Origin of the sequence: Nonomuraea sp. NPDC048892 (assembly GCF_040649735.1) — a bacterium.
Lineage (GTDB): Bacteria > Actinomycetota > Actinomycetes > Streptosporangiales > Streptosporangiaceae > Nonomuraea > Nonomuraea maheshkhaliensis.
Map to the genome: position 1 here is coordinate 209,211 of NZ_JBEZFZ010000002.1, position 25,482 is coordinate 234,692.

Sequence of the window (25,482 nt, forward strand, 5' to 3'; positions counted from 1 at the left end):
CTGGGAGCCGGCGCGGCCCGGTCGCCGGGGAACCGTCCCATGCCCTGGAGGTGGCCGGCGAGATCGGGGGAACCTAGTGGCCGAACTGCTCCTCTTCGGTGGAGCCGCGCAGCGCGGTGGTCGAGGAGTCGGGTGCCACGGCCGTGGAGACCAGGTCGAAGTAGCCGGTGCCGACCTCACGCTGATGCCGCGTCGCGGTGTAGCCGCGCGCCTCGGCGGCGAACTCCGCCTCCTGCAGCTCGACGTACGCGGTCATGCCGTCGGCCGCGTAGCCCTGGGCCAGGTCGAACATGCCGAAGTTCAGCGAGTGGAACCCGGCCAGCGTGATGAACTGGAACTTGTACCCCATGTGCCCCAGCTCGCGCTGGAACTTCGCGATCGTCGAGTCGTCGAGGTGCTTCTTCCAGTTGAACGACGGTGAGCAGTTGTAGGCGAGCATCTGGTCCGGGTACTCGGCCTTGATCGCCTCGGCGAACTCGCGGGCCACGTCGAGGTCGGGCGTGCCGGTCTCCATCCAGAGCAGGTCGGAGTACGGCGCATACGCCAGGCCGCGCGCCACGCACGCCTCCAGGCCGTTCCTGACCCGGTAGAAGCCCTCCGCGGTGCGCTCGCCGGTGGTGAACGCCTGGTCGCGCGGGTCCACGTCGCTGGTCAGGAGCGTCGCGGCCTGGGCGTCGGTCCGCGCGACCACCAGCGTGGGGACTCCGGCGACGTCCGCGGCGAGGCGGGCGGCGTTCAGGGTCTTGACGTGCTGGCCGGTCGGGATCAGCACCTTGCCGCCGAGGTGGCCGCACTTCTTCTCCGAGGCCAGCTGGTCCTCCCAGTGCACGCCCGCGGCGCCGGCCGCGATCATGCCCTTCATCAGCTCGAACGCGTTGAGCACGCCGCCGAACCCGGCCTCCGCGTCCGCCACGATCGGGGCCAGCCAGTGGGGGGCGTCACCGTCGCCCTCCGACCAGGTGATCTGGTCGGCGCGCAGCAGCGCGTTGTTGATCCGGCGCACGACGGCGGGCACGGAGTTGGCCGGGTAGAGGCTCTGGTCGGGGTAGGTGTGCCCGCCCAGGTTGGCGTCCGCGGCGACCTGCCAGCCCGACAGGTAGATCGCCTTCAGCCCCGCCCGCACCTGCTGCACCGCCTGGTTGCCGGTGAGCGCGCCGAGGGTGTTGACGTAGTCCTCGGTGTGCAGCAGGCTCCACAGCCGCTCGGCGCCCAGCCGGGCGAGCGTGTGCTCCTCCTGGACACTGCCGCGCAACCTGATCACGTCTTCGGCGCTGTAGGTGCGCTCGATGCCCTTCCAGCGAGGGTCGTTGTCCCATTCGTCCTGCAGCTGCTCAGCAGCTCCCTTGAGGCGATCGATCATGGCTCACTCCTTTGTCGTCCCCTGGGTGCTCACGCCGAGTCTCTGCCCCGGCCACCTGCGACAAATAGGGTTAACCTGCGAGAAGAATCGCCGATATTCTCGTATTGAGGATTACCGGCCGGTATTCAGCAGTGAAGAATTCGCAGGTTTTACCGTTGGCCTAGACCAATCGCCTCTGCGGCGGCGCCGTCCAAGATCCTGCGCCGAGGAGTCCCGAAGCGCTGGAAGATGAGCCGAATTTCTGTCTAAGATTCGGTATGGCCTCCTTGCTGGGCGAAGAACCGCTGTCTTTGACGCAGGAGCTCGATCTGATCGCGTTTGGCCAGCGCCTGCGTCACCTGCGCAAACAGCGCGGGCTCACCCTGTCCGACCTGGGCTCGCGCGTCAGCAGGGCGCCGAGCCAGCTCTCCCTGCTGGAGAACGGCAAGCGCGAGCCCAAGCTCTCCCTGCTCAAGTCGCTGGCGACCGCGCTCGGCGTCCCCGTCGAGGAGCTGCTGCGCCGCCAGCCGCCCAACCGCCGCGCCCAGCTGGAGATCGCGCTGGAGGAGGCCCAGCGCGACCCCGTCTACGCCGGGCTCGGCCTGCCCCGGCTGAAGGTGTCCGCGCGCGTGCCGAACGACGTGCTCGAACACCTCCTCGGCCTGTACGGCGAACTGCGCGCCCGCCAGGCCCGCGGCACCGCCACGCCGGAGGAGGCCAGGGCCGCCAACGCCGAGCTGCGGCGCCGGCAGCGGGAGGTGGGCAACTACTTCCCCGAGATCGAGAAGGCCGCCGCCGAGGCGCTCGAAGCGGTCGGATACCGTACGGGCGCGCTGTCGCAGAGCATGATCCAGAGCCTCGTCACGCACTTCGGCTACACCGTGCACACCGCCCAGGACCTGCCGCGTTCGGTGCGTTCCATCACCGACATGCGCAACCGCCGCATCTACGTCAAACACGAGCAGCTCGGCATGCACACCCCGCGCACGATCCTGCTCCAGACGCTCGGGCACCTCGCGCTCGGCCACGACAAGCCCCGTGACTTCGCCGACTTCCTGCGCCAGCGCACCGAGGCCAACTACTTCGCCGCCGCCGTCCTCGTCCCCGAGAAGGCCGCCGCGCTCTACCTCCAGGAGGCCAAGTCCGACCGGGCGCTGTCGGTGGAGGACCTGCGGGACGTGTTCGCGGTGTCGTACGAGATGGCCGCCCACCGCTTCACCAACCTCGCCACTCACCATCTCGGGCTGGTCTGCCACTTCGTCCGCAACGACGCGGGGGGCACGATCTACAAGGCGTACGAGAACGACGGCATCGTCTTCCCGGCCGACGAGCAGGGGGCCATCGAGGGGCAGCGGATGTGCCTGCAGTGGTCGGGGCGGCAGGTGTTCGCCTCGCCGGACCGCTTCTCGGTGTTCTACCAGTACTCCGACTCGCCCACCGGGACCTACTTCTGCGTGGCCCACGTCGATCCTTCGCGCGAGCGGGACTTCGCGATCACGCTGGGGGTGCCGTACAAGGAGTCGCGCTGGTTCCGGGGCCGCGAGACCACCAACCGCACGAAGTCCAGCTGCCCGAGCGGCGACTGCTGCCGCCGCCCACCGGCCGAGCTGGCGGAACGCTGGGAGGGGTACGCCTGGCCGTCGGCCAGAGCCAACTCCCACGTGCTCGCCGCACTGCCGCCGGGGTCGTTCCCCGGGGTGGACGAGGCCGACGTCTACACCTTCCTGGAACGCCACGCCGCCGCCGGCTGAACGCCGGGCGGTGCGGACCGTCGGTGCTCGAACCGGGCTTGATGGTTTACCCGGCCGTCGAACGCAGCCGCCGTCGTAACGCATTTGTTATCCAAATCAAGTGTTTAGTCGGCCATTTGCGGGCATTCTTGATCATGAAGTCCAGCAGAGGGCTTCCCTCACGCGTTACCGAAGCGTGCCTCTGCCTGGGCTTTTTGTCATGGGCGGAGCCGCTGGCACCTGTTGGAGCAGCACATGTCCCTCATGACCGTCGCATTCGAGCAGCTCACCGCCGAAGACCTGCTGGCCGAACTCGCCGACCCGCACATCTCCGACCTGCGCGCCGCCCGCATCCGTGAGCGCATCGTCCAGCTGCACGAAGGACTCGTCTCCGAGGTCACCCGCCGCTACCGCTACCGCGGCGAACCCATGGAAGACCTGCGCCAAGCCGCCTACGTCGGGCTCATGAAGGCCGTCAACGGCTACGACCCCGACCTCGGCCACGAGTTCCGCGGCTACGCCATGATCACCATGATGGGCGAAGTCAAGCGCCACTTCCGCGACCGCACCTGGGCCATCCGCGTCCCCCGCGTCTACCAGGAACGCCGCATCGAGCTCAACAAGGCCACCGCCGAACTCACCCAGACCCTCGGCCACGCCCCCACCGTCGCCGAACTCGCCGCCAAGCTCCGCATCTCCGAAGAAGACGTCCTGCTCGCCCTCGAAGCCTCCACCGCCTACAGCACCCTGTCCCTCGACGCCCCCGTCAACAACGGCGAGGACGACGCCGCCGAACTGAGCGACTTCCTGCCCGCCCAGGACGACTCCCTCAACCACCTCCTCGACAGGCACGCCGTCAAGCCCCTCATCGACGCCCTGCCTCCCCGCGAGAAGAACATCCTGCTCATGCGCTTCTACGGGAACATGACCCAATCGGAGATCGCCCAGGAGTTCGGCATCTCCCAGATGCACGTCTCCCGCATCCTGCGCGCCGTCCTCACCCAGCTCCGGACCGCCCTCACCGACTGACGGCGATGACGGAGACGAGCGCCTGCCCTCCCAGGGTTCGACTCACCGGCTGACTGGCACCCGGCCTCGGCGGACGGCACGAATAACGGCATGATTCTGTCGGGGCCGGGTGCAAGGATGCCCGCATGACTGACTGGGACCCGAAGGCGGATCTACGGCACTACCTGCAGACCGTGCGCGAGGCACTGCTGTGGAAGCTGGACGGCCTGTCGGAATACGACGTCCGCCGGCCGCTGACGCCCACCGGCACCAACCTGCTGGGGCTGGTCAAACACCTGGCCGGAGTGGAGGCGGGCTACTTCGGCGACATCTTCGGCAGACCGTTCGCCGAGCCGATGCCGTGGATGGAGGACGACGCCGAGCCCAACGAGGACCTGTGGGCGACCCCCGACGAGTCGCGCGAGGACATCATCGGGCTCTACCGCCGGGTGTGGGCGCACGCCGACGCGACGCTCGACGCGCTGCCGCTCGACCACTTCGGCGAGGTGCCGTGGTGGCCGGAGGATCGGCGGCGGGTGACCCTGCACCGGATCCTGGTCCATGTGATCGCCGAGACCAACCGGCACGCCGGCCACGCCGACATCGTCAGGGAGTTCATCGACGGCTCGGCGGGCTTGCGCCAGGGCGTCGACAACCTGCCGCGGGTCGGCGAGGAGTGGTGGGCGGAGCACCACGCCCGCGTCGAACAGGCGGCCCGGGAGGCCGACCAGGCGTCGGCGCGGTAGATACGCGGTCGGTCGATACGCCTTCTTCGGGTGGGAGCACCTTTTCGTGCCATCATCCATTGCGGCGTCGTTGCCGGCAGCGCTGTGGCTTCAGCCCCGTTCTTTGCGGTGCCGTCGTTCCAGACCCGTCCTTTGCGGTGCGGTTGTTCCAGCCCCGCCCCCGCGGGGCTGTGGTTCCAGCCCCATCCTTTACGGCGGCGCCGTGGCCTCCCACCCGCCGCACTCCGGCCGGCGACCCTCCAGGGAGACGGCCTCTGACCCTTCACCGGCTGAGCGCCGTAACGCGAGCCCATCTTGACCAGCCACGTGGTCATCCCCCGCCCGCCCGCGTCATCCACCCTGGGCTGCCCTCAGAGTCCACCCGCCTGACCCGGTAACCCAGACCCCCTCCGCGCGGGTCACGTCCCGTCAGCTGGAGTAAAGCCGGTCCTCAACGGCGCGTCGCCTTCAACGAAGGGGGCCATCGACATGGCCGGCTCTTCGGATTGCCAGTGGATTTTTGGCTGGTGTGCCGTCGAGGGGGATGCCGCGCACGCTGAGGAGCATGAGCAGGGCGCAGCCGCCGGTGAGGGCGATGTCGGCGACGTTGCCGACGAACAGGCCGCCGTAGTCGATGAAGTCGACGACGTGGCCGTGGGCGAAGGCGGGCGGGCGGAAAAGCCGGTCGAGCAGGTGGGAGGCGGCGCCGCCCAGGAGCGCGCCCAGCACGACGGTCCACGCCGACGAGCGCAGCCGCCTGCCGACGTACAGGATGCCGATCACCGCGGCGGCGGCCGTGAGGGCGAACACCCACGTCACGCCCTCGCCGATGGAGAACGCCGCGCCCGGGTTGAGCAGCAGGAGAAGCTGGATCACCTGGGGGATGACCGTGACGCGTTCACCGTCCGCGAGCGCCGAGACCGCCCAGAACTTGGAGGCCTGGTCGACGGCGAGCACCACGGCGGCGAGTGCGAGCATCCACCCGTATCGCCGCATTTCACGTCCTGTCGCCTGCGCAATGTGTTCGTCCGGCACCCGGTACCTCGCCATCACCGTCGTTTGCGAACGAATCTACCGAAAGCGCCTTCGCGACGTCTGGATGCCGTCGCGGATTTCCCCCCGCCGGGTTCCCCGCCCGCAAGGCGATGGCCCTCCTCCTGACGCCGCCTGTCCGGGCGGCGCGGCTCAGGAATGAGATGAAGCCCCCTCCTGAGGGCGCCTCTCCTGGCGGCTACTCATGCACGGGGATGTCCCCAAAATGGCAATGTCCAGCTCAGGAGCAGGACATGTCCCGCGCGTCGCTGCTGACGGCTTTGCCCGGGTATGCCATCGTGGCTGCTTCCAGCAGCGCCCCCGAGGGTCCGCCGTCCGGCCGTCACCGGCCACCGGCGCTTCGCACATCACGCTCACGACCAGGTCGCGGTCCCAGCACCGCACCCTGGCCGCAGGCACGCACGGGCGCAGGCATCCGCACACCCACCACGGGGCGCGCCCGCCCCGACCATGAGGAAGGCTGGCCAGCGCAGGCATGACCGGCAGGCGACCAACCCCGACCAGCACCACCAGACGCGACCGCGGCAAGCGGCGCGTGGCGCGCCTGAGCGGCGCGCAGATCACCGGCGGCGGCCTGGCCGCACTCACCGCCGCCGTCACGGCCTCGTACCTCGGGGTGACGGGCACGGTGATCGGCGCGGCCGTGATGAGCGTGGCCACCACGGTGGGGACCGAGTTCTACGCCCATCTCCTGCGGCGCACCGGCCACAGGGTCAAACAACACACCACGACCAGCCGGCGAACCCGCCCAACCCGGGATGACGCTCCAGCGGGTCGCGACGCTTCGGCCGGCGGTGATCCGGCAGGTGACGCTTGGGTGATCGGCGCTCCGGCAGGCAGCGCTTCGGCAGGCGACACCTGGCCACTCGACACGCCGGCGGACGGAGCTTGGGTAAGCAGCGGTGCTCCGGCGGGCGGAGGTCTCGTAGGCGGCGCGGCCTCGGGTGAGGTGCAGGCGGATGAGGCGTCGGTGGGTGGGCCGGCGTTCGGGAGCAGTGCCTGGTCGCATGGGATGCGCGGGCGACTGGGCTGGCTGCGGGTGGGGGCGGTGCTTGCGCTCGTGGTCACGGTCAGCTTCGGTGGCGTCCTCATCTACCAGGCGTTCAGCGGACAGATGGCGGCCGATCAGGGGAACGGCACGAGCGCGAGGAAAGCGAAGTCAGACAAGCGGCACGCTCCTGACCGCGACCGGCGCGCCGCCCGGGGGTCCCAGCAGTACGGTCCGGTCCAGTCGGGGCCGCCCGCCACACCGTCCCCCACAGGCCCGTCCGGGTCGCCCTCGGCGGTCACCGGCCCACTCACCGATCCATCCATCGGTCCAGGCAGCGGTACGACAACCGGACCGGACGCGGGCGCGGTCAACGGCGCCGGCAGCGACCTGGGGGAGGGCGCGGGCATCGGCGGAGGCGGTGCGGTGAACGGCACCGCCCCACCTGGCGGCTCGGCCCACGCCACGTCCGCGCCGCCACCCGGCTCATCCACGACAGCCCCGCTCGAAGCACCGGAGGCCGCACTGCCGGACGCCGCGCCCTCCACCTCGACGGCCCCCGGACGACCGCACGCGGAGAACCCACCGGCTCCCACCCGGCCTGCGACGGGCGAGGATGGCGGAAGCCGGCATCGATGACCGAGGGACTGGGTGGTCATGGTCGGCGTTCGATGAAGGGGGCGAGCAGGCCGGGCAGCGCTGTCTCGGCCAGGGTCAGTCCCTGGTCCACCGACACGTCGCGGATCCGGTAGATGCCGTCTCCCGCCGCCGTGGTGGCCCCCAGGGTGAGCAGGCCGGTGCGGCGCTGGAACGGTGAGCGTGTGATGCTCCAGCCGATGACCCCGTCCCGCCGCAGGACGACGGTGCGGCGGGCGAACGCCCCATAGGCGGTGACCAGGTAGGGGCCGCGGATGGCGTGACCGAGCGAGCGGTAGGCCGAGCGGGCCAGGGCCGTCAGGACGGGCGCCAGGACCAGGCAGGTGATCGCGCCGGTGATGACGAACGCGGGTCCGAGCCACAGCCCGAGGCCGGCGGGGATTGCTGCGATCAGCACCGACGCCGTCAGAGCCTGGTTGACCCGCCTGCGCAGAGCGACACGAGGATGAGCGCCCAGCCCCCGCCGCTCCAGCAACTCCCGCCCGTCCAGCAGTTCCCGCTCGGTCAGGTCGCGCTGGGCCGGCAGGCTTCGCACGGCCGGGTCACGTGGCTCCCACACGGCCAAACCGGTTGGTGGCAGGATTTGTGCGGCGATGGTGAGGGCTTCGGGGCGGGGGACTGCCGGGGTCAGGGCGCGGCGTCTGCGGTTCTCGTCGCGGTCGCCGAGTCCGGTGGTGACGGCGTTGAGTCTGGCGCCGCCGGCCCAGCGCAGCGGAAGGGGCTCCACCAGTTCCAGGCCGCGCAGCCGGTGCTCCTCCATGCTCACCGACCGGGTGGCCAGCAGGCCGCGGCGCACGCGCAGGACGCCGCCTTCGCCGCGCCGCAGCTCGTACCCGCTCCAGTTCTCGATGAACGTGAGCGTCGAGCAGGCCGCCCCGAGAGCGACGACGGCGAGCACGGTCACCAGCAGGCCGAACCAGAGCGGGACCGAGCCGAAGCGGCGCACGAGGTCCTGGACGACCCCGAGTTCGAGCGGGTCGATCTTCATCTCGTGCAGCGTGCGGTAGCCGGTGCCGGCGGCGGCCAGGACGGTGCCGACACCCCAGACGGTGAGCGGGGCGTAGCGCAGCCACGAGCGGTCCAGCTCGCTGATCAAGCTGTCGCTGTCGGCGGCGTGTGCGGTGTCGCTCCCTTCGAGGATCAGGCGGCGCAGCTCGGCGGCCTGATCCTCGGTGATGCCGTCCAACCGGACCCCGCGGCGGGCGGCGCCGCCCTGGCCGCTGCCGGTGTCGAGATGGAGTGTGGTCAGGCCGAACAGGCGGTGCACCGGATGGGCGGTGATGTCGATGCCGCGGACGCGGACCAGCGGGATCGAGTGCCGGCTGCGGAAGAGCAGGCCGGCGCTGACCTCGAACCGGTCGCCGGTGAGCCGGTAGCGGGTGGTCGCCAGGCGCGACAGCCCGATGCCGCCGACGATCAGGCCGGTGAGGAGGAACGAGGCGAGGGTGATGAGGATCTGCAGGTTCGGCTCGCCGCCGGTGACGAGCAGGCTGACCGCGAACAGGGCCGCCGGGGCGAGCAGGGCGCTCAGGCTGACCAGGACGAGCCGGCCGCTCAGCCGCCCCTCGTGGTCACGCGGCGCCGTACGCGGGCGGGTGCCGGTGGTGGTCGTCATGAGGCGTCTCCGGGTACGACCTGAGTCCGGTCGGCCAGGTAGGCCACCAGTTCGTCCCCCACCTTCGCGTCGAGCCCCTTGATGCTGACGGCCGAGGACGAGGCGGTCGTCACAGTGATGCCCGACAGCCCGAACAGCTGCTGCAGCGGCCCGCGCAGCGTGTCGACGGTCTGGACGCGCGACAGCGGGACGACCCGCCACTGCTGCCACAGCCAGCCGGAGGCGGTGTAGACGGCGTCGGCGGTGACCTCCCAGCGGTGCACCCGGTAGCGCCAGACCGGCATCACGGCCAGGTAGAGCAGCCCGGGTGCCAGGGAGCCCAGGGTGAACCACATGAACAGCTCGCGCGTGGGCGGGATGGTGGCCCACAGGATGCCGAAGGTGAGCGGCAGCGGCAGGGCGAACACCGCCGCCTGCGCGCTCCACCAGCCGATCGCACGGCCCTCTACGCGGTTGCGCGGCGGCCTGAGCCTGAGCTCGTCCATGACGTCACCTCTCACTGTCACCTGTCGCTGACTCGCCTGTCATCGGGTCGCGGGCACCGGTACGGCGGCGGCCTTGAGCCTGCGCATCTTGGTCATGAGCACGGTGGTGCGGGAGAGCACCATGGCCAGGGACATGAAGACGAAGGCGTTGGCGTAGGTGTCGGGGCCGCTGATCCGGTAGTCGATGGAGAAACGGACCAGGTCCGCGGCGAACCAGTGCTCGGCTCCGTACGCGAACACCACCCGCCCCAGCGACAGCACGATCCACACCAGCGCGTAGCCGAGCCCGCCGGTCGTGTAGAGCTCGCCCGACGGGCGCCGGTGGGCGGGCAGCAGCGAGCCGGCGATCAGCCCGCAGATGATCCCCGTCCCGATGCCCACGAGTTGCAGCGACAGGTCGTTCCCCTGCGACGGGAAGGAGTGGACGAAGATGGGGATGATGACGGCGACGACGATCACCGAGCGCAGCACCCGCGTCATGGTGATGCGGCGCTGTCCGAGGTCGGTGGCCAGGATGACGAGCAGGATGGTTCCGCTGGCTATGAGGGCAGTGAGGAACTGACTCATCAGGGGGTTACTCCGGATCTTGAGTGGGGAGATCCCGTGCGGCTTGGCGCTTCGCACGTTCTCTTCGGCGCTTTCCACGCTAGAGACGGGGCTCCCGCCCGGAGACGACCGAACGGTGGGTCCGGTTGTCAACCGATCAGTGGACACGGACGTTTCCGTGGTACGACTGTTGCCGTGCGTGTACGACCTGATACCGGAGAGACAGGCGACCATCCCCCCGCCACCGAGCCGCGTACCGGCTGGTTCGGCCTGTGGGACGGCTTCTTCGCCGTCTCCTACCTCCTCACCGCGGTGCTGCTGTTCCTCTCCGGCGACCCCACGGCCGCCCAGGCCGTCTCGATCGGCGCGCTGACCCTGATCGTGCCCTGGTACGCGGGGCTCGGCCGCCGCCTGATGGCCGTCCAGACGTACGGGCGGAAAAACCTGATCTTCGCGGCCGGGCTGGTGGCGCTGTTCTGCGTCACCACGTGGTTCGGCCTCATCAGCTCCTTCGCGTTGTACGCCGTCGCGCCCATGCTGATCATGACGCTGCCGATGAGGCGGGCCGTCGGCTGGCTCGCGGTGGCCAACCTGTTCCCCGTGCTGGTGACCTGGATCAGGAGCGAGGAACTGGGGATCCCGCCCTGGAGCGCGCTGCCCCTCTCGCTGCTGAGCTACGCGCTGTCGATCCTGCTGGGCGTCTGGATCAAGCGGGTGACCCGGCAGAGCCGGGAGCGCGCCCAGCTCATCGAGGAGCTGCGCCGCACCCAGGAGCGGGTGGCCAGGCTCTCCCACGAGGCCGGCATCTCGGCCGAGCGCGAGCGGCTGGCCAGGGAGATCCACGACACCCTCGCTCAGGGCCTGACCAGCATCATCAGCCTGACCCAGGCGGCGGAGTCGAGCGTGCGCGACGCGCCCGACCAGGCGAGCAGGCACCTGTCGCGGGCCGGGCAGGTGGCCAGGGAATCCCTCGCCGAGGCGCGCGAGTTCGTCGCCGCCCTGACCCCGCCCACCCTGCGCGGCGGCTCGCTCGTGCAGGCCGTGCGCAGGCAGGCCGACGGCCTGGTCGCCGACACCGGGCTCGATGTGCGCACGTCGGTGCGGGGCGCGGAGGAGCCGCTGCCGATGCCGGTCAACGTCGTCCTGCTGCGTTCGATGCAGGAGGCCGCCGCCAACGTGCGCAAACACGCCGCGGGGGCGCGCTCGGTGGACGTGGTGATGACGTACGAGCCGGACGCCGTGCGCCTGCTCGTCCGCGACGACGGCGAGGGCTTCACCCCGGAGGGCGACCACGACGGATACGGGCTGCGCGGCATGCGGGCCAGGGTCTCGGAGATCAACGGGACGGTGAGCATCGGCAGCCGCCCCGGCGGGGGCACCGCCGTCGAGGTGCGCGTTCCCGTGCCGGCGCAAGCAGGCGTTCCCCTGCCGGCGGAAGCCGTGGGGGCGGCCGGAGTGGCTGGAACGGCGGGAATGGCTGGAACGGCGGGCGAGGAGCGGGCGCGTGGCTGAGGCGGAACCGATCACCATCCTGGTGGCCGACGATCATCCAGTGGTCCGCGAGGGGCTCATCGCCATGCTGGAGTCCGCCGACGGCATCACCGTCGTGGGCGAGGCGGGCTCGGGGGAGGAGGCGGTCGCCAGGGCGCCGGCGCTGCGGCCCGACGTCGTTCTGCTGGACCTGCGCATGGGCGGCATGGACGGCGTCGCCGCCACCGGGCGCATCCTGCGCGAGCTGCCTTCCACCAAGATCGTCATCGTGACCACGTACGAGAACGACACCGACATCCTGCGCGCGGTGGAGGCGGGCGCGGCCGGATACCTGCTCAAGGGCAGCTCACGGCAGGAGCTGATCGACGCGGTCCGGGCCGCCGCGCGCGGGGAGACCGTGCTCACCCCCTCGTTGGCGGGCAAGCTCTTCCGCGCGCGGACGCCCGACCCGGCCGCGCTGTCCGAGCGTGAGTGCGCGGTGCTGCGCCTGGTCGGTCAGGGGCTGACGAACGCCGAGATCGGCGGCGAGCTGTTCATCAGTGAGGCGACCGTCAAGACGTATCTGCTGCGTTCGTTCAAGAAACTCGGCGTCTCCGACCGCACCGCCGCCGTCATGACCGCCATCGAACGCGGCCTGCTGTCCTGATCCGGGTGTTTCCGCCGCGTCGCGGGGGATGAGGATCAACGGGGACTGTGGCCAGGGGGAGGTCACGATGGGTGGTGGTATCGGCGCCGGCGCCGGCTGCGGTGACGGGCCGGCCTTCGAGATGCTGGATCCGGCGCCGGTGGGCGTGGCGGTGACGCGCGGCCCCGAGCACCGGCTGATCTACATGAACCGCATGTGCCGCGCGCAGCTGGGCGATCCCGAGCTGGGCAGCCCTTTCCCCAGCGCCTTCACCTCGCCGACGCGCGAACGCTACCGCCGGCTGTGCGACCAGGTGTTCAGGACGGGCGAGTCCGTCGTGCTCACCGCCATTCCTTTGGGTACGGAGGCGCCGCCCGAGCAGGACCGGGGCCGGCGCGCGTGCCCGGCCCGGGATCAGGATCAGTTCCATGACCACGACCAGCACCATGACCACGACCAGGACACGAGCTTGGCCCAGGATCAGGACCAGGACACGAGCACGGTCCAGGATCAGGACCAGGACACGAGCACGGTCCAGGATCAGGACCAGGACACGAGCCCGACTCAGGATCGGGCCCCGAGACAGGGCCAGGACGCGGACGAGGACGTAGACCAGGAGCGGTTCTTCACCTCCAGCCTGTCGCGGATCACGTTCGGGCCCGATGACCACGGCGTGCTGGTGATGGCCATGGAGGTCACCGAGCAGATCGCCGCAGCCCGGCAGGTCCAGGCCATCGCCGACGAGCGCCGCCGCATCCTGCGGCGATACCGGAGCCTGATCCAGGTCAGCGCCCAGATCATCTGGGTGACGGGGCCCGAGGGCGACGCGATCGAGCCGAGCCCCAGCTGGGAGCGGGTGATCGGGCAGGCTTGGGAGGATTTCCGCGGCAACGGCTGGCTGCGGATGGTGCACCCCGACGACCAGCCCGAGGTCCTGCGGACGTGGCAGGCCACCCTCGAGAGCGAGGCGAAGTCGTACGACCACATCTGCCGGCTGCGCGTCACCGAGGGCGGCTACCGGCACTTCCGCGTGCGGGCCGTGCCCGTCTACGAGCACGGGCGGCTGGTGGAATGGGTCGGGAGCTGCAGCGACGTCGAGCGGCAGTGGCAGGAACGCCGTTCCCAGGACCTGCTCGACCGGGCCGCCGCGGCCATGGGGGAGCTGTCGAGCCTGCCGGACATGCTCCACGCCCTGGCCGGGGTGATCGTGCCGGAGCTGGCAGACGGCTGCGGGATCCACCTGATCACCGACATGTCCAGCGCCGATAGCGGGGGGCCGCTGCTGGTCGAGCGGGTCGCGGCCGCCGTACGTCCCGGATTGCCGATGATGACCCCGTACGGACAGGAGCAGGTGCGGCCCGAGAACATGCTCGTCCAGGCCGTCCGGCAGCGGCGCCCGATGCTGGCGACGTTCGCGCCGGGCAACCCGCCGCCGGACCTCGCTCCGTCGGGAGCGCAGCAGTGGGTGGCGGAGAACGGCGTCAACAGCCTGCTGCTCCTGCCCGTCGTGGTGGACGGCGCGGTCCCGGCCGTGGTGACGGCGCTGACCTGCCAGCATCGCGCGCCGCTCAGTCAGGCGGACAGCGCGTTGATCACCCAGATGTTCGACCACGCGCACGACGCGCTGAGCAGCGCCATCCGCTTCCAGCGGGCGCAGCAGATCGCGCTGGCGCTGCAGCACAGCCTGCTGGCCGAGCCGCCGCTCCTGCCCGACCTGCGCATCGCCGCCCGCTACCGGGCCAGCCCGGCCGCCGCCGAGGTGGGCGGCGACTGGTACGACTCCTTCGTCCTACCCGACGGCGCCGTCATCATCGCCATCGGCGACGTCGCCGGCCACGACCTCGCCGCCGCCGTCGAGATGAGCCAGCTCCGCAACATGCTGCGCGCCCTCGCGATTGACCGCTGGGGGCCGCCGGGCGAGGTCCTCACCCGGCTCAACAAGGTGATGGCGGCCCTCTCTGGCGAGGTCACGGCCACCTGCGTGCTCGCCCGTGTCGAGGAGGCCGGCGGCGGTCACCGGCTGCACTACGCCGTCGCCGGCCATCCGCCGCCCCTGCTCGTCACGTATGAGGGAACGGCGCGTTTCCTGGACGATCCGACCGGCTCGCTGCTCGGCATCGGCGACGTGTTCGACTGCCCCTCGGCGACGGTGCCGCTGCCGCCGCGCAGCACGCTGCTCCTCTACACCGACGGCCTGGTCGAACGGATGGGCGAGCACCTGGACCTGGGTCTGGAACGGCTGCGCGAGCTGGCGGGGACGCTCGCCCGCGAGCCCGTGGACGCCTTCTGCGACCAGTTGCTCAGCGGACTGCCGACGACAGGGCTCGACGACATCGCCGTCCTGGCCCTGCGACGACCGGGAGACGACTGACACCGGGCCGCACCGGAGATCGACGCCGCCCTTCCGCGAGCTGAGGGCGGGTCGGTCGGAGGACTTGAGCGGGGTCTCGTCGTAGGCCGGTTTCGGGCCGTCCGGGAGAGGACTGACACCGGAGGTCGACGTCGGCTCTTCCCACCGGACCGTCCGGACTACTGAGTCTGGCCTTCCCGAAGGCCGGTGCCGGACCGTTCGGGAGATCGACGTCGGGTCGCACGTGCTAGGGCTTGAGGACGATCTTGCCGCGGGTGTGTCGTTGCTCCAGCTCGCGGTAGGCGTCCTGGACCCGGTCCAGCGGGTAGGTGGCGGCGATCGGGACCTCCAGTCGGCCCGTCCGGATGAGCTCGGTCAGCTCGGCCAGCACGTCGGCCGTGGCCGCCATGGCGCTGCCCTCGTTCTTGACGCCGTAGCGCTCGGCCGCGGCGACGTCGATGATGGTGTCGATCCGGTCGGGGCTCACCCCGAGCTCGATCGCCATCTCCACGTAACCGCCGCCGAAGTTGTCGATGAAGGCGTCGACGTGCCCGGCCGCGGCCTTGATCCGGGCGGCGGCCCCCTCGCCGTACGCGATCGGCACGGCCCCGTGATCACGCAGCCACTGGTGGTTGGGCTCGCTCGCCAGCCCGATCACCGTGGCGCCCGCCTCGACCGCGAGCTGCGTCGCGATCGTCCCGACCCCGCCGGCGGCCCCGGCGATGACCACCGTGTCGCCGGCGCGCAGGCCGACCGCCCGCACCTCCGCCACCGCCGTCGTGCCCGCGACATACAGCGAGCCCGCCTGCTCCCACGACACCTCCGGCGGGCGCCGGACCAGGTTGGACGCCTCCACCACGACGTATTCGGCATGGCTGGCCCGGTTGTCGGTGAAGCCGAGCACCTCGTCGCCCGCCGCGAAATCCGCCACCCCGTCGCCGGTCGCGACCACCACCCCGGCCAGGTCGCTGCCCTGGCCGGAGGGGAATGTGGCCGGCCAGATGTCGCGGAGCGCCCCCGAGCGGATCGCCGCCTCACCCGGGTTGATCCCGGCGGCCACCACCTTCACCAGGACCTGCCCCGGGCCGGGCGCCGGGCGCTCCACCTCGACGATCCGCAGCACCTCGATCCCGCCGTAGTCGTCGAACCGGACCGCTCGCATCGTCTCGACCGTCATCTCGACCTCCCTGACCTGTTCTTGCTCCGGGTGACGTGGTGAAACCCGGTTCGGGAGACACGTTGCCAAGCGTTGACGACCGGCGGAATCGGACAGGTCTCCCTAGGATCCACGGTCCTAGGCTGTGAGGTCGGGCAGGCCCCGCGGCCGCGTCATCATGGATTCATGGACATGGACCGGGAGCAGCTCGCCGACTTCCTGCGCCGGGCCCGCGAGCGGCTGCGTCCGCAGGAGGTGGGGCTGCCGGCCGGGCCGCGCCGCCGCACGCCCGGGCTGCGCCGCGAGGAGGTCTCGCAGCTCGCGGGCATGTCGGCCGACTACTACATGCGCCTCGAACAGGCCCGCAGCCCGCAGCCCTCGCTGCAGATCCTGGCCGCGCTGGCCCGCGGGCTCCGGCTGACCGACGACGAGCGCGACCACCTCTACCTGCTGTCCGGCCACCGGCCGCCGAGCGGTCCGCTGGCCCACGACCACGTCAGCCCCGGCCTGCTCTACCTCCTCGACCGGCTCACCGAGACCCCGGCCCACATCACCAACGACCTCGGCGACCTGCTCGCCCGCAACCAGATGGCCGAGGCGCTGCTGGGCTGCATCTGCTCGGTCCGCGAGCAGGACCGCAATTTCGTCTGGCGGTGGTTCACCGACCCGGCGATGAGCCAGGCCTACGATCCGGACGAACGCGCCGCGCTCAGCCGGGATCACGTCGCCGACCTGCGCGCCTCCTACGCCCGCCGGGGCGGCGACGAGCCCTCCGCCCGCCTGGTCGCCCGGCTGCGCGCCACAAGCGAGGAGTTCGCCCGGCTGTGGGACCTGCACGAAGTGGCGGTACGCCGTTCCAGCCGGATGCGGGTCGCCCACTCCGCTGTCGGAGCGATCGAGCTGAACTGCGAGACGTTACTCAGCCCCGCCGAGGACCAGCGGCTCGTCATCTACACCCCGGTGCCGGGGACGTCCGCCATCGAGCATTTGAGCCTGCTCCGCGTCCTCGCCCACAACGACTTCGTCTCCGCCAGCCCCGCCCGCCGCTGACCGAGGAGGATTGCGGTGCACCGTCGCCGGTCGCTGCTCTGTTATGGCGCAGAACGCCGCCGACAGGTGGCGATTGGCAGGGCCTCACTGGCGCTGGCCGGTGCTGGCTCGGTTTCGGCCGTTGGTGAACGGCACGGCGGCACCGGTACCGAGCGGCCCTGGCAGGGCTTCGACCGGCGGTGAACGGAGCGGCACCACCCGGAATCACCAGCGCTGACCGGTTTCAGCTGAACTTCGGTCGCCGGCTGCGCGTACCTCAGGTACGCGGCGACTTCACGGCGGGCCGTCGCGTGTGATGGTGTGCCTCCTGACGACGTGGCGGTTTCCTGATGACAGTTTCCGCACGGCTGTACGCCGTACTCGCGGTCGGCTCGGGCGTTCTGGTGCTGGTGGCGGCGCTGCGGTTCGGGGGCGGGGCCGGGGCGCCGCCGATCGCCGGGCTGCCGGCCGCGGGGCCGCTGACCGACTGGGGCCTGCCGCTGGCGCGGTTCGCGCACGAGCTGTGCGCGGTGGCATGCGTGGGCACCGCGCTGGCGGCCGCACTGGCTTCGGCAGCCTCGCCCGAGTCGGCGCGCTGCCTGCGCGCGGCCGGATGGTGGGCACTCGGCTGGGCGTTCTCCAGCCTGCTGGGCTACATGCTCACCCTGTCCAGCTTCATCCCGATGCCGGTGGCGGACCTGCTCGCGGCTCCCGGCATGCTCAGCTTCGGCACGGACCTGCCGCAGACGCGGGCGCTGCTGGTGGTGACGGCGGTGACGTTCGTGGTGGCGGTGGCGACGATGGTGCCGCGGCTGCCGAGGTGGGTGCCGGTGACGGTCGCGGTCTTCGGGCTGCTGCCGCCCGCGTACGTCGGCCACGCCGCCTCCGCGGGCGATCACGACCTGGCCGTGTCCGCGCTGATGGCGCACCTGGTGCCGATGGCGCTGTGGGTCGGCGGGCTGGGCGCGGTGCTGGTCTACTTCCGCCGCTCCGGCGACCTGCCGGTGGTGCTGCCGCGCTTCAGCACGATCGCCCTGTGCTGCTTCGCGGCGGTGGCCTTCTCCGGCGCGGTCAGCGGCTGGGTACGGCTGAACGCCGTCTCCGACCTGTGGCAGAGCCCGTACGGGCTGCTCCTGCTGGCCAAGATCGCCGCTCTGGCGGTGCTCGGCTGGTTCGGGTGGGTCCACCGGCGCAGGACCGTCGCGGGTGTCGCCGATCGCGGGGTCCGCCGTACCTTCGTCCGGCTGGCGGCCGGTGAGCTGGGCGTGATGGCGGTGGCGATGGGGCTGGGCGTCGGCCTGGCCAGGACCCCGCCGCCACCCGGCGGTGAGGGCGGCGGGCACGCGCATCCCCTGCTGGAGTACACGCTGGCCCCGTTCTCGCCCGGCGCGCTGATCGTCGAGGGGCGGCTGGACGTCCTGGTCGCGCTGCTGCTGGCGCTGCCCGCCGTCGCCTACGCGCTCGCCGTGCGCAGGGTGGCCGCGTGGCCGTACGGACGCACGATCGCCTGGTACGCCGGGCTCGGCCTGGCCGCGCTCGTGCTGCTCGGCGGGGTGGCCGGCTACGCCAGGGCGATGCTGCCCGCGCAGGCGCTCCAGCATGTGGCGCTGGCCGTCGTGGTGCCGGTGCTGCTCTGCCTGGGTGCTCCGCTGACGCTGGCGGGCCGGGCCACCTCGCCGGCGTCCCGGTTCGGCGCCCTCGGCTCGCCTGAGTCCCGGTCCGGTGCTCTGAGCTCGCCTGGGTCCCGGTCTGGCGGCCCAGGTTCGCCCGCCTTCGGGCGGCGCCTGACCGGGCCCGTCCTCCTGGCCGCCTATCCGCTGCTCTTCCTGCTGCTGTACGGGACGGACTGGCTGGCGTGGTCGCTGTCCGGGTACGCGCCGCACCTGGTCACCGAGCTGCTCTTCCTCGGCGTCGGCCTGGTGACGTCATGGGTGCTGGCGGGTGCCGATCCGCTGCCCCGGCCGTTCGCGCGGGGTGAGCTGGTGCGGCTGCTGACGGTGGTGGCCGTGACGCACCTGGTGGTGGGGGCATACCTGCTGGTGGGGCCGCCGGTCGCGGCGGACTGGCTGGTGCAGACGGCGCCGCCCGGCGCACCGGACCTGCTCACCGGTCAGCGGGTGGCGGCGGCCGTCTTCCTGGTCGTGCCGCTGCTGGCCCTCGCGCCCCTGGCTGTGCGCCTGATCCGGAGGCGACCAGCCGCGCGGTGGCGTTGGCCCCACATCCGCGTCGCCGACGCGAGCACCGAGGCGAGCACAGGCGTGAGCGCCGGCCGTGAGCACGGTGATGCCGCTCTGGACGATCCCCTGCCGGTCACGGACGGGGTGCTGCTCCTTGATAAAGGCCGGCGACGGCCGCCAGCACCCGCTCACGGGCGACGGCCCCCGGGGTGACGCCGGTGAGCACGTAGGCGGCCAGCCCTTCGGCAAGCGCCACCAAGGACAGCGCGGCCCCGTGCGGGTCGATGGCCGCGGGGATGCGCCCCGCCCGCTGGTCCCGTTCGACGAGGCCGGCCATGTCGCGGTGGAAGGCGGCGTACAGGACGCGCAGCCGGGCGGCGATGGCCTCGTCGGCGAAGGCGTAGGCGTGGAAGGACTGGCGGACCCGCATGTGGGCCTCGGTCGTGGCGTCGTACGGGATGAGCTCGGTGAGCACCGTGGTCAGGACCAGCCGCGGCTCAGCGGCGCCGAGCTCTGAGCCGACCCGCTGCCGGATGCGGGCGCTGGACAGGTGGTTGCCGCGCTCGAAGGCCGCTTCGATGAGCCGCCGCTTGGCCGGGAAGTAGTGCTGCACCCGGCCCGGAGAGATGCCAGCCTGGGCGGCCACCTCGGTCAGGGAGACGGCGGCCAGGCCGCGTTCGGCGACGATGGCGAGCACGGCGTCGGCTATCTCGGCGCGCCGCTGCGCGTGGTGCGCGCCGGGCCCTCTGGTACGCCGTTCAGCCGGCTGTTCTGCCACTCAGCCACCTTATCGATAAGACCACACCGGATTGACCGTTCAGCGTAGGGGTTGTCACCCGGAATCCCCGTGCGCATCGGCGTTCCGGCCGTCAGACGGGCCTGGAGACGGTTGTGACCCGAGGGACTACGGATGACCAGAGACACGGATGCGACCGGCCGACCGGGAAGACTTCGCATAAGCTGACAAATGGGATAGCGGGGGGAGGGTTGGCATGCTGCCTGAGGTGCGCGGATGGTTGGGGCGCCGTACTTCGACCGCCGGGGACTGGCCGCTGCGGGACCTGGTGGCCGCCAAGGGAGACAGCACGGTCAGCGTGGTGCTTCCCGCCCGGGACGAGCGGGAGACCGTGGGGGAGATCGTCGCGATCATCCTGCGGGACCTCGGCACGCTGGTCGACGAGGTCGTCGTCATCGACTCACGTTCCACCGACGACACCGCGCGCGTGGCCGCGCGAGCAGGGGCCACGGTGCACGCGCAGGACGAGATCCTGCCGCGGCTCAAGCCGCTCGACGGCAAGGGGGAGGCGCTGTGGAAGTCGCTGGCCGTCACGTCGGGGGACGTGCTGGTGTTCGCCGACGCCGACATCAGGAACTTCCGTGCTTCCCTGATCACGGGAGTGCTCGGGCCGCTGCTGGCCGATCCCACGATCGTCTACGCCAAGGGGTGCTACGACCGTCCGCTCCACGGCGTCCCCGACGGAGGCGGGCGGGTCACCGAGCTCGTCGCCCGGCCGCTGATCAACCTGCACTGGCCCCAGCTGGCCGGTTTCGTGCAGCCGCTCGCGGGTGAGTACGCGGGCCGGCGCTCCGCCTTCGAACGCGTACCGTTCCTGACCGGCTACGGCGTCGAGCTCGGGCTGCTCATCGACCTGCTCGAACTGGCGGGGCTGGACGCGTTCGCCCAGGTGGACCTGGGCTCGCGCGAGCACGCGCCGCAGTCCACCGAGGCACTCGGGGGCATGGCCGCGCAGATCATGCTCGCCGCCTGGTCGCGGCTCGACCGGCAGGGCAAGATCGCGGCGCTGGCCGAGCCCTCGGTCCGGCTGGCGCAGTTCAAGAGACGGCGGTCCGGGTACGGCGTGCGGACGCGGGACGTCGGCATCGGCGAACGCCCGCCCATGCTCACCCTGGACGAGTGACCGGCCGGTAAGGTGTTACCACCGGTAACGTCTCGGTTCGAGGAGCGGCGCGATGACGGGATTCTGCCCGGAGCTCAGTGACGACGTGGTCGAGGTGCGCGACTGGGTGCACGCGTTCGCCCGCGACGTGATCCGCCCCGCGGGCGCCGAGTGGGACGAACGCGAGGAGACGCCCTGGCCGGTCATCCAGGAGGCGGCCAAGATCGGGCTCTACTCCCTCGACTTCTTCGCCACCCAGTGGTTCGAGCAGAGCGGGCTGGCGCTGCCCGTGGCGTTCGAGGAGCTCTTCTGGGGGGACGCCGGCATCGGCCTGTCCATCACCGGCACCGGCCTGGCCGCCGCGGCCCTCGCCTCCAACGGCACCCCCGAGCAGATGGGGGAGTGGCTGCCGCGGATGTTCGGCACGGCGGACGACGTCAAGCTGGGCGCGTTCTGCGCCTCCGAGCCGGACGCCGGCTCCGACGTCGGCGCCATCCGCACCCGTGCCGTCCCCGACGGATCCGACTGGGTGCTCAACGGCGTCAAGACCTGGGCCACGAACGGCGGCATCGCCGACGTCCACGTGGTGGTCGCCTCCGTGGACCCGTCGCTCGGCACCAGGGGCCAGGCCTCCTTCGTCGTCCCGCCGGGCACGCCAGGGCTGTCGATGGGGCAGAAGTTCCGCAAACACGGCATCCGCGCCTCCCACACGGCCGAGGTGGTGCTGAACGACGTGCGCGTGCCCGGGGAGTGCCTGCTGGGCGGCAGGGAGAAGCTGGAGGCCAGGCTGGCCCGCGTACGCAAGGGGGGACGGGCGGGCGAGCAGGCCGCGATGCGCACGTTCGAGACCACCCGCCCGTCGGTGGCCGCGATGGCGGTCGGGATCGCGCGCGCGGGCTTCGAGTACGCCAGGGACTACGCCCGCGAACGCGAGCAGTTCGGCCGCAAGATCGGCGCCAACCAGGCCATCGCCTTCCTCCTCGCCGAGATGGCGACCCGGGTGGACGTGTCCAGGCTGCTGACCTGGCGAGCCGCCTGGATGGCCCGCAACGGCAGGCAGTTCGAGCAGGCGGAGGGCTCGATGTCGAAACTGGTGGCGGGGGAGACGGCGGTATGGGTGACCGAGCAGGCCATCCAGATCCTGGGCGGCGCCGGCTATACCAGGGAGCACCCGGTGGAACGCTTCCACCGCGACGCCAAAATTTTTACGATCTTCGAGGGGACGTCGGAGATCCAGCGGCTCATCATCGGCCGCGCGGTCACCGGTCTGCCGGTCCGCTGAAAGAGCCCGGCACCCCGCTCCAAGCGCCGGTGGATGCAGGTCATTATCAGGAATGCTCCCTGATTCTCTTAGTCGCCCCCGTCTCCGCCGCCGCCGAATCCCCCGTCTCCGCCTCTCCCGCCTCCGTCATATCCCGCGCCTCCGTCGCGGCCGGAACTCCCGCTGGGTGAGTCGTCCGTGAATACGTGGAGCAGGAAAGCGAGGAAGATGAAGAGCACGAGGGACCAGATGCCGTCTACTTCCCGGAAGACCAGCACGAAGAGGAAGAGCGCCCCCATCAGCGTCAGCACGACCTTCACGCGCGTTTGCACGACGGCTCCCTCCTTTTACCGGGAACAACACTCTTCCTTCCTGAAGCAGTGAAGTCAACGCGTTTCATAACCCGGAGGCGGCGGAGAAAGCGGTGTTACTGGTGGTATAGCGAATGGGTTGCCATTCCCTTCGCAAGGAGGTCGCTACCTGAGGGATTTGGTGGCGAGGGCGTCGAAGTCGCGGTCCGGCAATGTGCGGTCGAGTTCCAGGAGTTTGTCCGCCAGCCAGCCGACGGCATAGCGCGTCCGGGGTTTGTCCGCCTCGACGGCCTCGCGGATGGTCGTCGCGACGAGGCCGGGGTCGGAGGCCGGGGCGTCGGCGGTGTTCTGGGTCTCGGCCTTCTGCGCCATCTTCTCGGCCATCGGTCCGTAGGCGGTCGAGCCGGAGATCTCGCGGAGGTCCTGGGCGGTGCGGTCCTCGAAGCCCGTCCTGATGATGCCGGGCTGGATGATCACGACGTCGATGCCGAACGGTTCCACCTCCATGCGGAGCGTGTCCGAGTACGCTTCCAGTGCGTGCTTCGAGGCGTAGTACCAGCAGCCGAGCGGCAGGGAGATCTCGCCGCCGACGGACGACACGTTGATGATCGTGCCCGACCCCTGGGCGCGCATGTGGGGCAGGGCGAGCTGGGTCAGCCGGGCGGGGGCGAACACGTTCACCTCGAACAGGTCGCGCGCCCGTTCCAGCGGGACGTCCTCCGCGGCCCCGTGCAGGACGGTGCCCGCGTTGTTGATCAGCACGTCGAGCCTGCCCTGCTCCTCGACGACCGTGCGGACGACCCGCTCCAGGTCCTCGGGCTCGCGGGCGTCCATGGGGAGGGTGTGGCCGCCGGCGTCGCGGAGGGAGTCCATCGCCGTGAGGCGCCTGGCCGCGCCGTAGACGGTGTGACCGGCCCGCAGAAGTTCGAGCGCGGTGGCCTTGCCGATGCCGGACGAGGCTCCGGTGACGAGGGCGACTCTCATGAGCGGGCCTCCTCCTGCGGCACGTCCCACGTGACAGGGAGGCTGTGCACGCCGTAGATCATCATGTCCTCGCGCGTGGGGACCTCCTCCGGTGGCACGGCCAGGCGCAGGGACGGGAAGCGGTCGAACAGGGCGGGGATGGCGACCTGCATCTCGACCCGGGCGAGTTGCTGGCCGAGGCACTGGTGGACGCCGTGGCCGAAGGCGACGTGCGCGGACGTGGTCCGGCGCAGGTCGAGCGTGTCGGGGTCGGGGAAGTGCTTCGGGTCGCGGTTGGCGGCCGGGACGGAGACCGTGACCGACTGGCCGGCCTTGATGAGCTCGCCGCCGAGCTCGACGTCCTCCAGGGCGGCCCGCACCGTGGCGGGGATGATGCTCAGATAGCGCAGCAGCTCTTCGACGGCGTTGCCGATGAGGGCGGGCTCGGAGCGCAGGGCGGCGAGCTGCGCGGGGTGGTCGAGCAGGGCGAAGACACCCAGGGCGATCATGTTCGCGGTGGTGTCGAAGCCCGCGCCGGTCAGGATGCCGCCGATGATGGCCAGCTCGTCGTCGGTCAGATCACTGCTGCCGACGAGCCCGCCGAGCAGGTCGTCCGTGGGCCGCTCGCGCTTGGCGCGCACCAGGTCGAGCATGAAGGACTGCATCTTGCCGAAGGCGGCCATCTTCTCGCCGGCGGGCACCCCCAGGCGTCCGAGGATGCTCATCGCCCGGACGAACTCCTCCCGGTCGCCGGTGGGAACCCCGAGCAGCTCGCAGATCACCAGCCCGGGAAGGGGCCCGGCGAACATCTCCACCAGGTCGGCCGGCGGGCCGTGCCGCTCCATGACGGTCAGCAGCTCGGCGGCAATCTCCTCGATCCTGGTGGTCCACCGGCGCATCCGGCGGACGGTGAACTGGCCGGTGAGGAGCTGGCGGTAGCGGGTGTGCTCGGGCGGGTCCATCGAGGTGAAGGCGCCCGGCGGCGCCGGCTGCGGCTCGTCGCTGAACGAGGCTCCCGGTAGCGGGTTGCGCAGGAGCTCGGCCCGATGGCTGAAGCGCGGGTCGGCCAGCACCTCGCGGACCAGGGCGTGCTCGGTCACCAGCCAGCCCTCGTGGCCGCCCGGGTAGATCATCGGCGTCACGGGCCGCTCGGCACGCAGCCGCGCGAGCTCGTCCGGCGGATCGAAGGGGCAGGCCGCGGCGTGCTGGACCAGCAGTCTCGGCAGATCTGATGGATCGGACATGTCACTCCTCGGGTGGGTACGCCGTGCGAGTGGCGTCCTGCCCGGCGTCACTCGCACGGCCGATGCGATCCATTTAGCCTCACGACGTGTAAAAGTACAAGATGTGTAAAAATTTTCGGCGTGTAAGATGTGTCACCGTGGAGGAGACGCGGCGGGCGCGCAAGAAACGCCAGACCAGGGAGCTGCTGGTCCGTACGGCCTTCAGGCTGTTCAAGGAGCAGGGGTACGAGCAGACCACCATCGCGCAGATCAGTGCAGAGGCGGACATAGCGACCAAGACCTTCTTCAACTACTTCTCCAGCAAGGAGGACGTGGTCTTCACCGACGCCGAGCGCTACTACGAGCTGACCCTCGACGTGATCAAGGGACGCCGGCCCGGCGAACGCGTGGCCGACCTGCTGCTGCGGACTTGTGAGTTGTCCCTGTCGGCCGGATACATGGCCGAGGGGCCCATCTCGGCCGACCCTGAGCTGACGGACGTCTACCGCAACCTGGTCGCCACCGTCCCCAGCGTCCAGGCCAAGGGCCTGCATGTGATGTTCGATTCGCAGCGCAGGATCGCCGACGCGTTCGTCGCGGCGTTCCCCGGCGAGATCGACCGGTTGACGGCGCTGGCGGCGGTCGGCGCGCTGATGGGCGCGGTGGGGGCGATCGGGCTGGTCAGCCTGGAGATGGGGCAGTCGGAGGAGGAGTTCCTGGCCACGATGCGGCGCGCCGTCGACCTCGTCATGCACGGCCTCGACACGTTGTGACGCAGGGGGGCGGATCGGGCAGAGCGGGCCGTCGTAAAATGGGTGCGCGGGCTCCGCGAGGCGCGCCGGTGCAGGCTGA

Annotated in this window: 22 protein-coding genes; 12 read left to right on the forward strand and 10 right to left on the reverse strand. The window is 71.0% G+C overall.

The window, feature by feature from the left end; translation table 11 throughout:
- Positions 1-73: 73 nt before the first annotated feature.
- A complete protein-coding gene (gene aceA / locus AB0C28_RS06465; protein ID WP_357841311.1) occupies positions 74-1,360 on the reverse strand; it encodes an isocitrate lyase in 1,287 nt (428 codons plus the stop codon).
- Positions 1,361-1,650: 290 nt separating this feature from the next.
- On the opposite strand from aceA, the gene AB0C28_RS06470 reads away from it, so the two are divergent.
- From AB0C28_RS06470 to AB0C28_RS06480, 3 genes are all read left to right on the forward strand, one after another.
- The gene (locus tag AB0C28_RS06470; RefSeq protein WP_357843067.1) at positions 1,651-3,090 is read left to right on the forward strand and encodes a helix-turn-helix domain-containing protein; all 1,440 of its coding nucleotides are present in this window, start codon (positions 1,651-1,653) and stop codon (positions 3,088-3,090) included.
- A 243-nt stretch (positions 3,091-3,333) separates the two neighbouring features.
- Complete coding sequence (locus AB0C28_RS06475; RefSeq protein WP_357841313.1) at positions 3,334-4,098, forward strand: SigB/SigF/SigG family RNA polymerase sigma factor; 765 nt, start codon at positions 3,334-3,336, stop codon at positions 4,096-4,098.
- 125 nt (positions 4,099-4,223) lie between these two features.
- Entirely contained in the window at positions 4,224-4,823 is a 600-nt protein-coding gene (locus tag AB0C28_RS06480) for a DinB family protein (RefSeq protein WP_358073268.1), read from the forward strand.
- 447 nt (positions 4,824-5,270) lie between these two features.
- On the opposite strand, the gene AB0C28_RS06485 is transcribed toward AB0C28_RS06480, so the two are convergent.
- Positions 5,271-5,798, reverse strand: a complete 528-nt coding sequence (locus AB0C28_RS06485) for a signal peptidase II (RefSeq protein ID WP_358073269.1) — start codon at positions 5,796-5,798, stop codon at positions 5,271-5,273.
- A 532-nt stretch (positions 5,799-6,330) separates the two neighbouring features.
- On the opposite strand from AB0C28_RS06485, the gene AB0C28_RS06490 reads away from it, so the two are divergent.
- Positions 6,331-7,482: a hypothetical protein gene (locus AB0C28_RS06490; protein ID WP_358073270.1), complete on the forward strand. Its 1,152-nt coding sequence runs from the start codon at positions 6,331-6,333 to the stop codon at positions 7,480-7,482.
- A 16-nt stretch (positions 7,483-7,498) separates the two neighbouring features.
- Here the strand turns inward: AB0C28_RS06490 and AB0C28_RS06495 are convergent, their stop codons facing one another.
- From AB0C28_RS06495 to AB0C28_RS06505, 3 genes are read right to left on the reverse strand one after another with little or no spacing between them, the layout of a single operon-like run.
- On the reverse strand, positions 7,499-9,115 hold the full coding sequence (locus AB0C28_RS06495) for a PH domain-containing protein (RefSeq protein ID WP_358073271.1): 1,617 nt from the start codon (positions 9,113-9,115) through the stop codon (positions 7,499-7,501).
- Positions 9,112-9,600: a PH domain-containing protein gene (locus AB0C28_RS06500; protein ID WP_357841327.1), complete on the reverse strand. Its 489-nt coding sequence runs from the start codon at positions 9,598-9,600 to the stop codon at positions 9,112-9,114. Before AB0C28_RS06500 ends, AB0C28_RS06495 begins: the two co-directional genes overlap by 4 nt.
- Before the next feature lie 39 nt (positions 9,601-9,639).
- The gene (locus AB0C28_RS06505; RefSeq protein ID WP_358073272.1) at positions 9,640-10,167 is read right to left on the reverse strand and encodes a hypothetical protein; all 528 of its coding nucleotides are present in this window, start codon (positions 10,165-10,167) and stop codon (positions 9,640-9,642) included.
- A 174-nt stretch (positions 10,168-10,341) separates the two neighbouring features.
- Between AB0C28_RS06505 and AB0C28_RS06510 the strand changes: the two genes are divergently transcribed.
- The 3 genes from AB0C28_RS06510 to AB0C28_RS06520 all read left to right on the forward strand — a co-directional run bounded on the left by AB0C28_RS06510 (position 10,342) and on the right by AB0C28_RS06520 (position 14,633).
- Complete coding sequence (locus AB0C28_RS06510; RefSeq protein WP_358073273.1) at positions 10,342-11,658, forward strand: sensor histidine kinase; 1,317 nt, start codon at positions 10,342-10,344, stop codon at positions 11,656-11,658.
- A complete protein-coding gene (locus AB0C28_RS06515) occupies positions 11,651-12,283 on the forward strand; it encodes a response regulator transcription factor (protein ID WP_358073274.1) in 633 nt (210 codons plus the stop codon). Before AB0C28_RS06510 ends, AB0C28_RS06515 begins: the two co-directional genes overlap by 8 nt.
- 67 nt (positions 12,284-12,350) lie before the next feature.
- Entirely contained in the window at positions 12,351-14,633 is a 2,283-nt protein-coding gene (locus AB0C28_RS06520) for a SpoIIE family protein phosphatase (protein ID WP_358073275.1), read from the forward strand.
- A 226-nt stretch (positions 14,634-14,859) separates the two neighbouring features.
- Here the strand turns inward: AB0C28_RS06520 and AB0C28_RS06525 are convergent, their stop codons facing one another.
- Positions 14,860-15,789 (reverse strand): NADP-dependent oxidoreductase, encoded by a 930-nt coding sequence (locus tag AB0C28_RS06525; protein ID WP_358073276.1) that lies wholly within the window; start codon positions 15,787-15,789, stop codon positions 14,860-14,862.
- 165 nt (positions 15,790-15,954) lie between these two features.
- Here AB0C28_RS06525 and AB0C28_RS06530 point away from each other — a divergent pair, with 165 nt between their 5' ends.
- Positions 15,955-16,818 carry a helix-turn-helix transcriptional regulator gene (locus AB0C28_RS06530; protein WP_358073277.1) on the forward strand — a complete coding sequence of 288 codons (864 nt, stop codon included), beginning with the start codon at positions 15,955-15,957 and terminating at the stop codon, positions 16,816-16,818.
- A gap of 329 nt (positions 16,819-17,147) precedes the next feature.
- On the forward strand, positions 17,148-19,187 hold the full coding sequence (locus AB0C28_RS06535) for a cytochrome c oxidase assembly protein (RefSeq protein WP_358073278.1): 2,040 nt from the start codon (positions 17,148-17,150) through the stop codon (positions 19,185-19,187).
- On the opposite strand, the gene AB0C28_RS06540 is transcribed toward AB0C28_RS06535, so the two are convergent.
- Positions 19,108-19,752 carry a TetR/AcrR family transcriptional regulator gene (locus AB0C28_RS06540; RefSeq protein WP_357841349.1) on the reverse strand — a complete coding sequence of 215 codons (645 nt, stop codon included), beginning with the start codon at positions 19,750-19,752 and terminating at the stop codon, positions 19,108-19,110. The two genes, AB0C28_RS06535 and AB0C28_RS06540, sit on opposite strands and share 80 nt — an antisense overlap.
- 214 nt (positions 19,753-19,966) lie before the next feature.
- Here AB0C28_RS06540 and AB0C28_RS06545 point away from each other — a divergent pair, with 214 nt between their 5' ends.
- Positions 19,967-20,893 (forward strand): glucosyl-3-phosphoglycerate synthase, encoded by a 927-nt coding sequence (locus AB0C28_RS06545; RefSeq protein WP_358073279.1) that lies wholly within the window; start codon positions 19,967-19,969, stop codon positions 20,891-20,893.
- A gap of 52 nt (positions 20,894-20,945) precedes the next feature.
- Positions 20,946-22,154 carry an acyl-CoA dehydrogenase family protein gene (locus AB0C28_RS06550; RefSeq protein ID WP_357841355.1) on the forward strand — a complete coding sequence of 403 codons (1,209 nt, stop codon included), beginning with the start codon at positions 20,946-20,948 and terminating at the stop codon, positions 22,152-22,154.
- A 68-nt stretch (positions 22,155-22,222) separates the two neighbouring features.
- On the opposite strand, the gene AB0C28_RS06555 is transcribed toward AB0C28_RS06550, so the two are convergent.
- The 3 genes from AB0C28_RS06555 to AB0C28_RS06565 all read right to left on the reverse strand — a co-directional run bounded on the left by AB0C28_RS06555 (position 22,223) and on the right by AB0C28_RS06565 (position 24,651).
- Positions 22,223-22,465 (reverse strand): hypothetical protein, encoded by a 243-nt coding sequence (locus AB0C28_RS06555; RefSeq protein WP_358073280.1) that lies wholly within the window; start codon positions 22,463-22,465, stop codon positions 22,223-22,225.
- 144 nt (positions 22,466-22,609) lie between these two features.
- Positions 22,610-23,428 carry an oxidoreductase gene (locus AB0C28_RS06560; RefSeq protein WP_357841360.1) on the reverse strand — a complete coding sequence of 273 codons (819 nt, stop codon included), beginning with the start codon at positions 23,426-23,428 and terminating at the stop codon, positions 22,610-22,612.
- The gene (locus AB0C28_RS06565) at positions 23,425-24,651 is read right to left on the reverse strand and encodes a cytochrome P450 (protein WP_357841362.1); all 1,227 of its coding nucleotides are present in this window, start codon (positions 24,649-24,651) and stop codon (positions 23,425-23,427) included. The genes AB0C28_RS06560 and AB0C28_RS06565 overlap by 4 nt, the downstream gene beginning before the upstream one ends.
- A gap of 137 nt (positions 24,652-24,788) precedes the next feature.
- Between AB0C28_RS06565 and AB0C28_RS06570 the strand changes: the two genes are divergently transcribed.
- The gene (locus AB0C28_RS06570) at positions 24,789-25,403 is read left to right on the forward strand and encodes a TetR/AcrR family transcriptional regulator (protein WP_357841365.1); all 615 of its coding nucleotides are present in this window, start codon (positions 24,789-24,791) and stop codon (positions 25,401-25,403) included.
- Positions 25,404-25,482 lie beyond the last annotated feature (79 nt).

Bases quoted from the DNA above. Each gene is read 5' to 3' on its own strand.
- aceA (WP_357841311.1), bottom strand. From the start codon at position 1,360: ATGATCGATCGCCTCAAGGGAGCTGCTGAGCAGCTGCAGGACGAATGG.
- AB0C28_RS06475 (WP_357841313.1), top strand. From the start codon at position 3,334: ATGACCGTCGCATTCGAGCAGCTCACCGCCGAAGACCTGCTGGCCGAA.
- AB0C28_RS06480 (WP_358073268.1), top strand. From the start codon at position 4,224: ATGACTGACTGGGACCCGAAGGCGGATCTACGGCACTACCTGCAGACC.
- AB0C28_RS06485 (WP_358073269.1), bottom strand. From the start codon at position 5,798: ATGCGGCGATACGGGTGGATGCTCGCACTCGCCGCCGTGGTGCTCGCC.
- AB0C28_RS06490 (WP_358073270.1), top strand. From the start codon at position 6,331: ATGACCGGCAGGCGACCAACCCCGACCAGCACCACCAGACGCGACCGC.
- AB0C28_RS06495 (WP_358073271.1), bottom strand. From the start codon at position 9,115: ATGACGACCACCACCGGCACCCGCCCGCGTACGGCGCCGCGTGACCAC.
- AB0C28_RS06500 (WP_357841327.1), bottom strand. From the start codon at position 9,600: ATGGACGAGCTCAGGCTCAGGCCGCCGCGCAACCGCGTAGAGGGCCGT.
- AB0C28_RS06505 (WP_358073272.1), bottom strand. From the start codon at position 10,167: ATGAGTCAGTTCCTCACTGCCCTCATAGCCAGCGGAACCATCCTGCTC.
- AB0C28_RS06520 (WP_358073275.1), top strand. From the start codon at position 12,351: ATGGGTGGTGGTATCGGCGCCGGCGCCGGCTGCGGTGACGGGCCGGCC.
- AB0C28_RS06525 (WP_358073276.1), bottom strand. From the start codon at position 15,789: ATGACGGTCGAGACGATGCGAGCGGTCCGGTTCGACGACTACGGCGGG.
- AB0C28_RS06530 (WP_358073277.1), top strand. From the start codon at position 15,955: ATGGACATGGACCGGGAGCAGCTCGCCGACTTCCTGCGCCGGGCCCGC.
- AB0C28_RS06535 (WP_358073278.1), top strand. From the start codon at position 17,148: ATGACAGTTTCCGCACGGCTGTACGCCGTACTCGCGGTCGGCTCGGGC.
- AB0C28_RS06545 (WP_358073279.1), top strand. From the start codon at position 19,967: ATGCTGCCTGAGGTGCGCGGATGGTTGGGGCGCCGTACTTCGACCGCC.
- AB0C28_RS06550 (WP_357841355.1), top strand. From the start codon at position 20,946: ATGACGGGATTCTGCCCGGAGCTCAGTGACGACGTGGTCGAGGTGCGC.
- AB0C28_RS06560 (WP_357841360.1), bottom strand. From the start codon at position 23,428: ATGAGAGTCGCCCTCGTCACCGGAGCCTCGTCCGGCATCGGCAAGGCC.
- AB0C28_RS06565 (WP_357841362.1), bottom strand. From the start codon at position 24,651: ATGTCCGATCCATCAGATCTGCCGAGACTGCTGGTCCAGCACGCCGCG.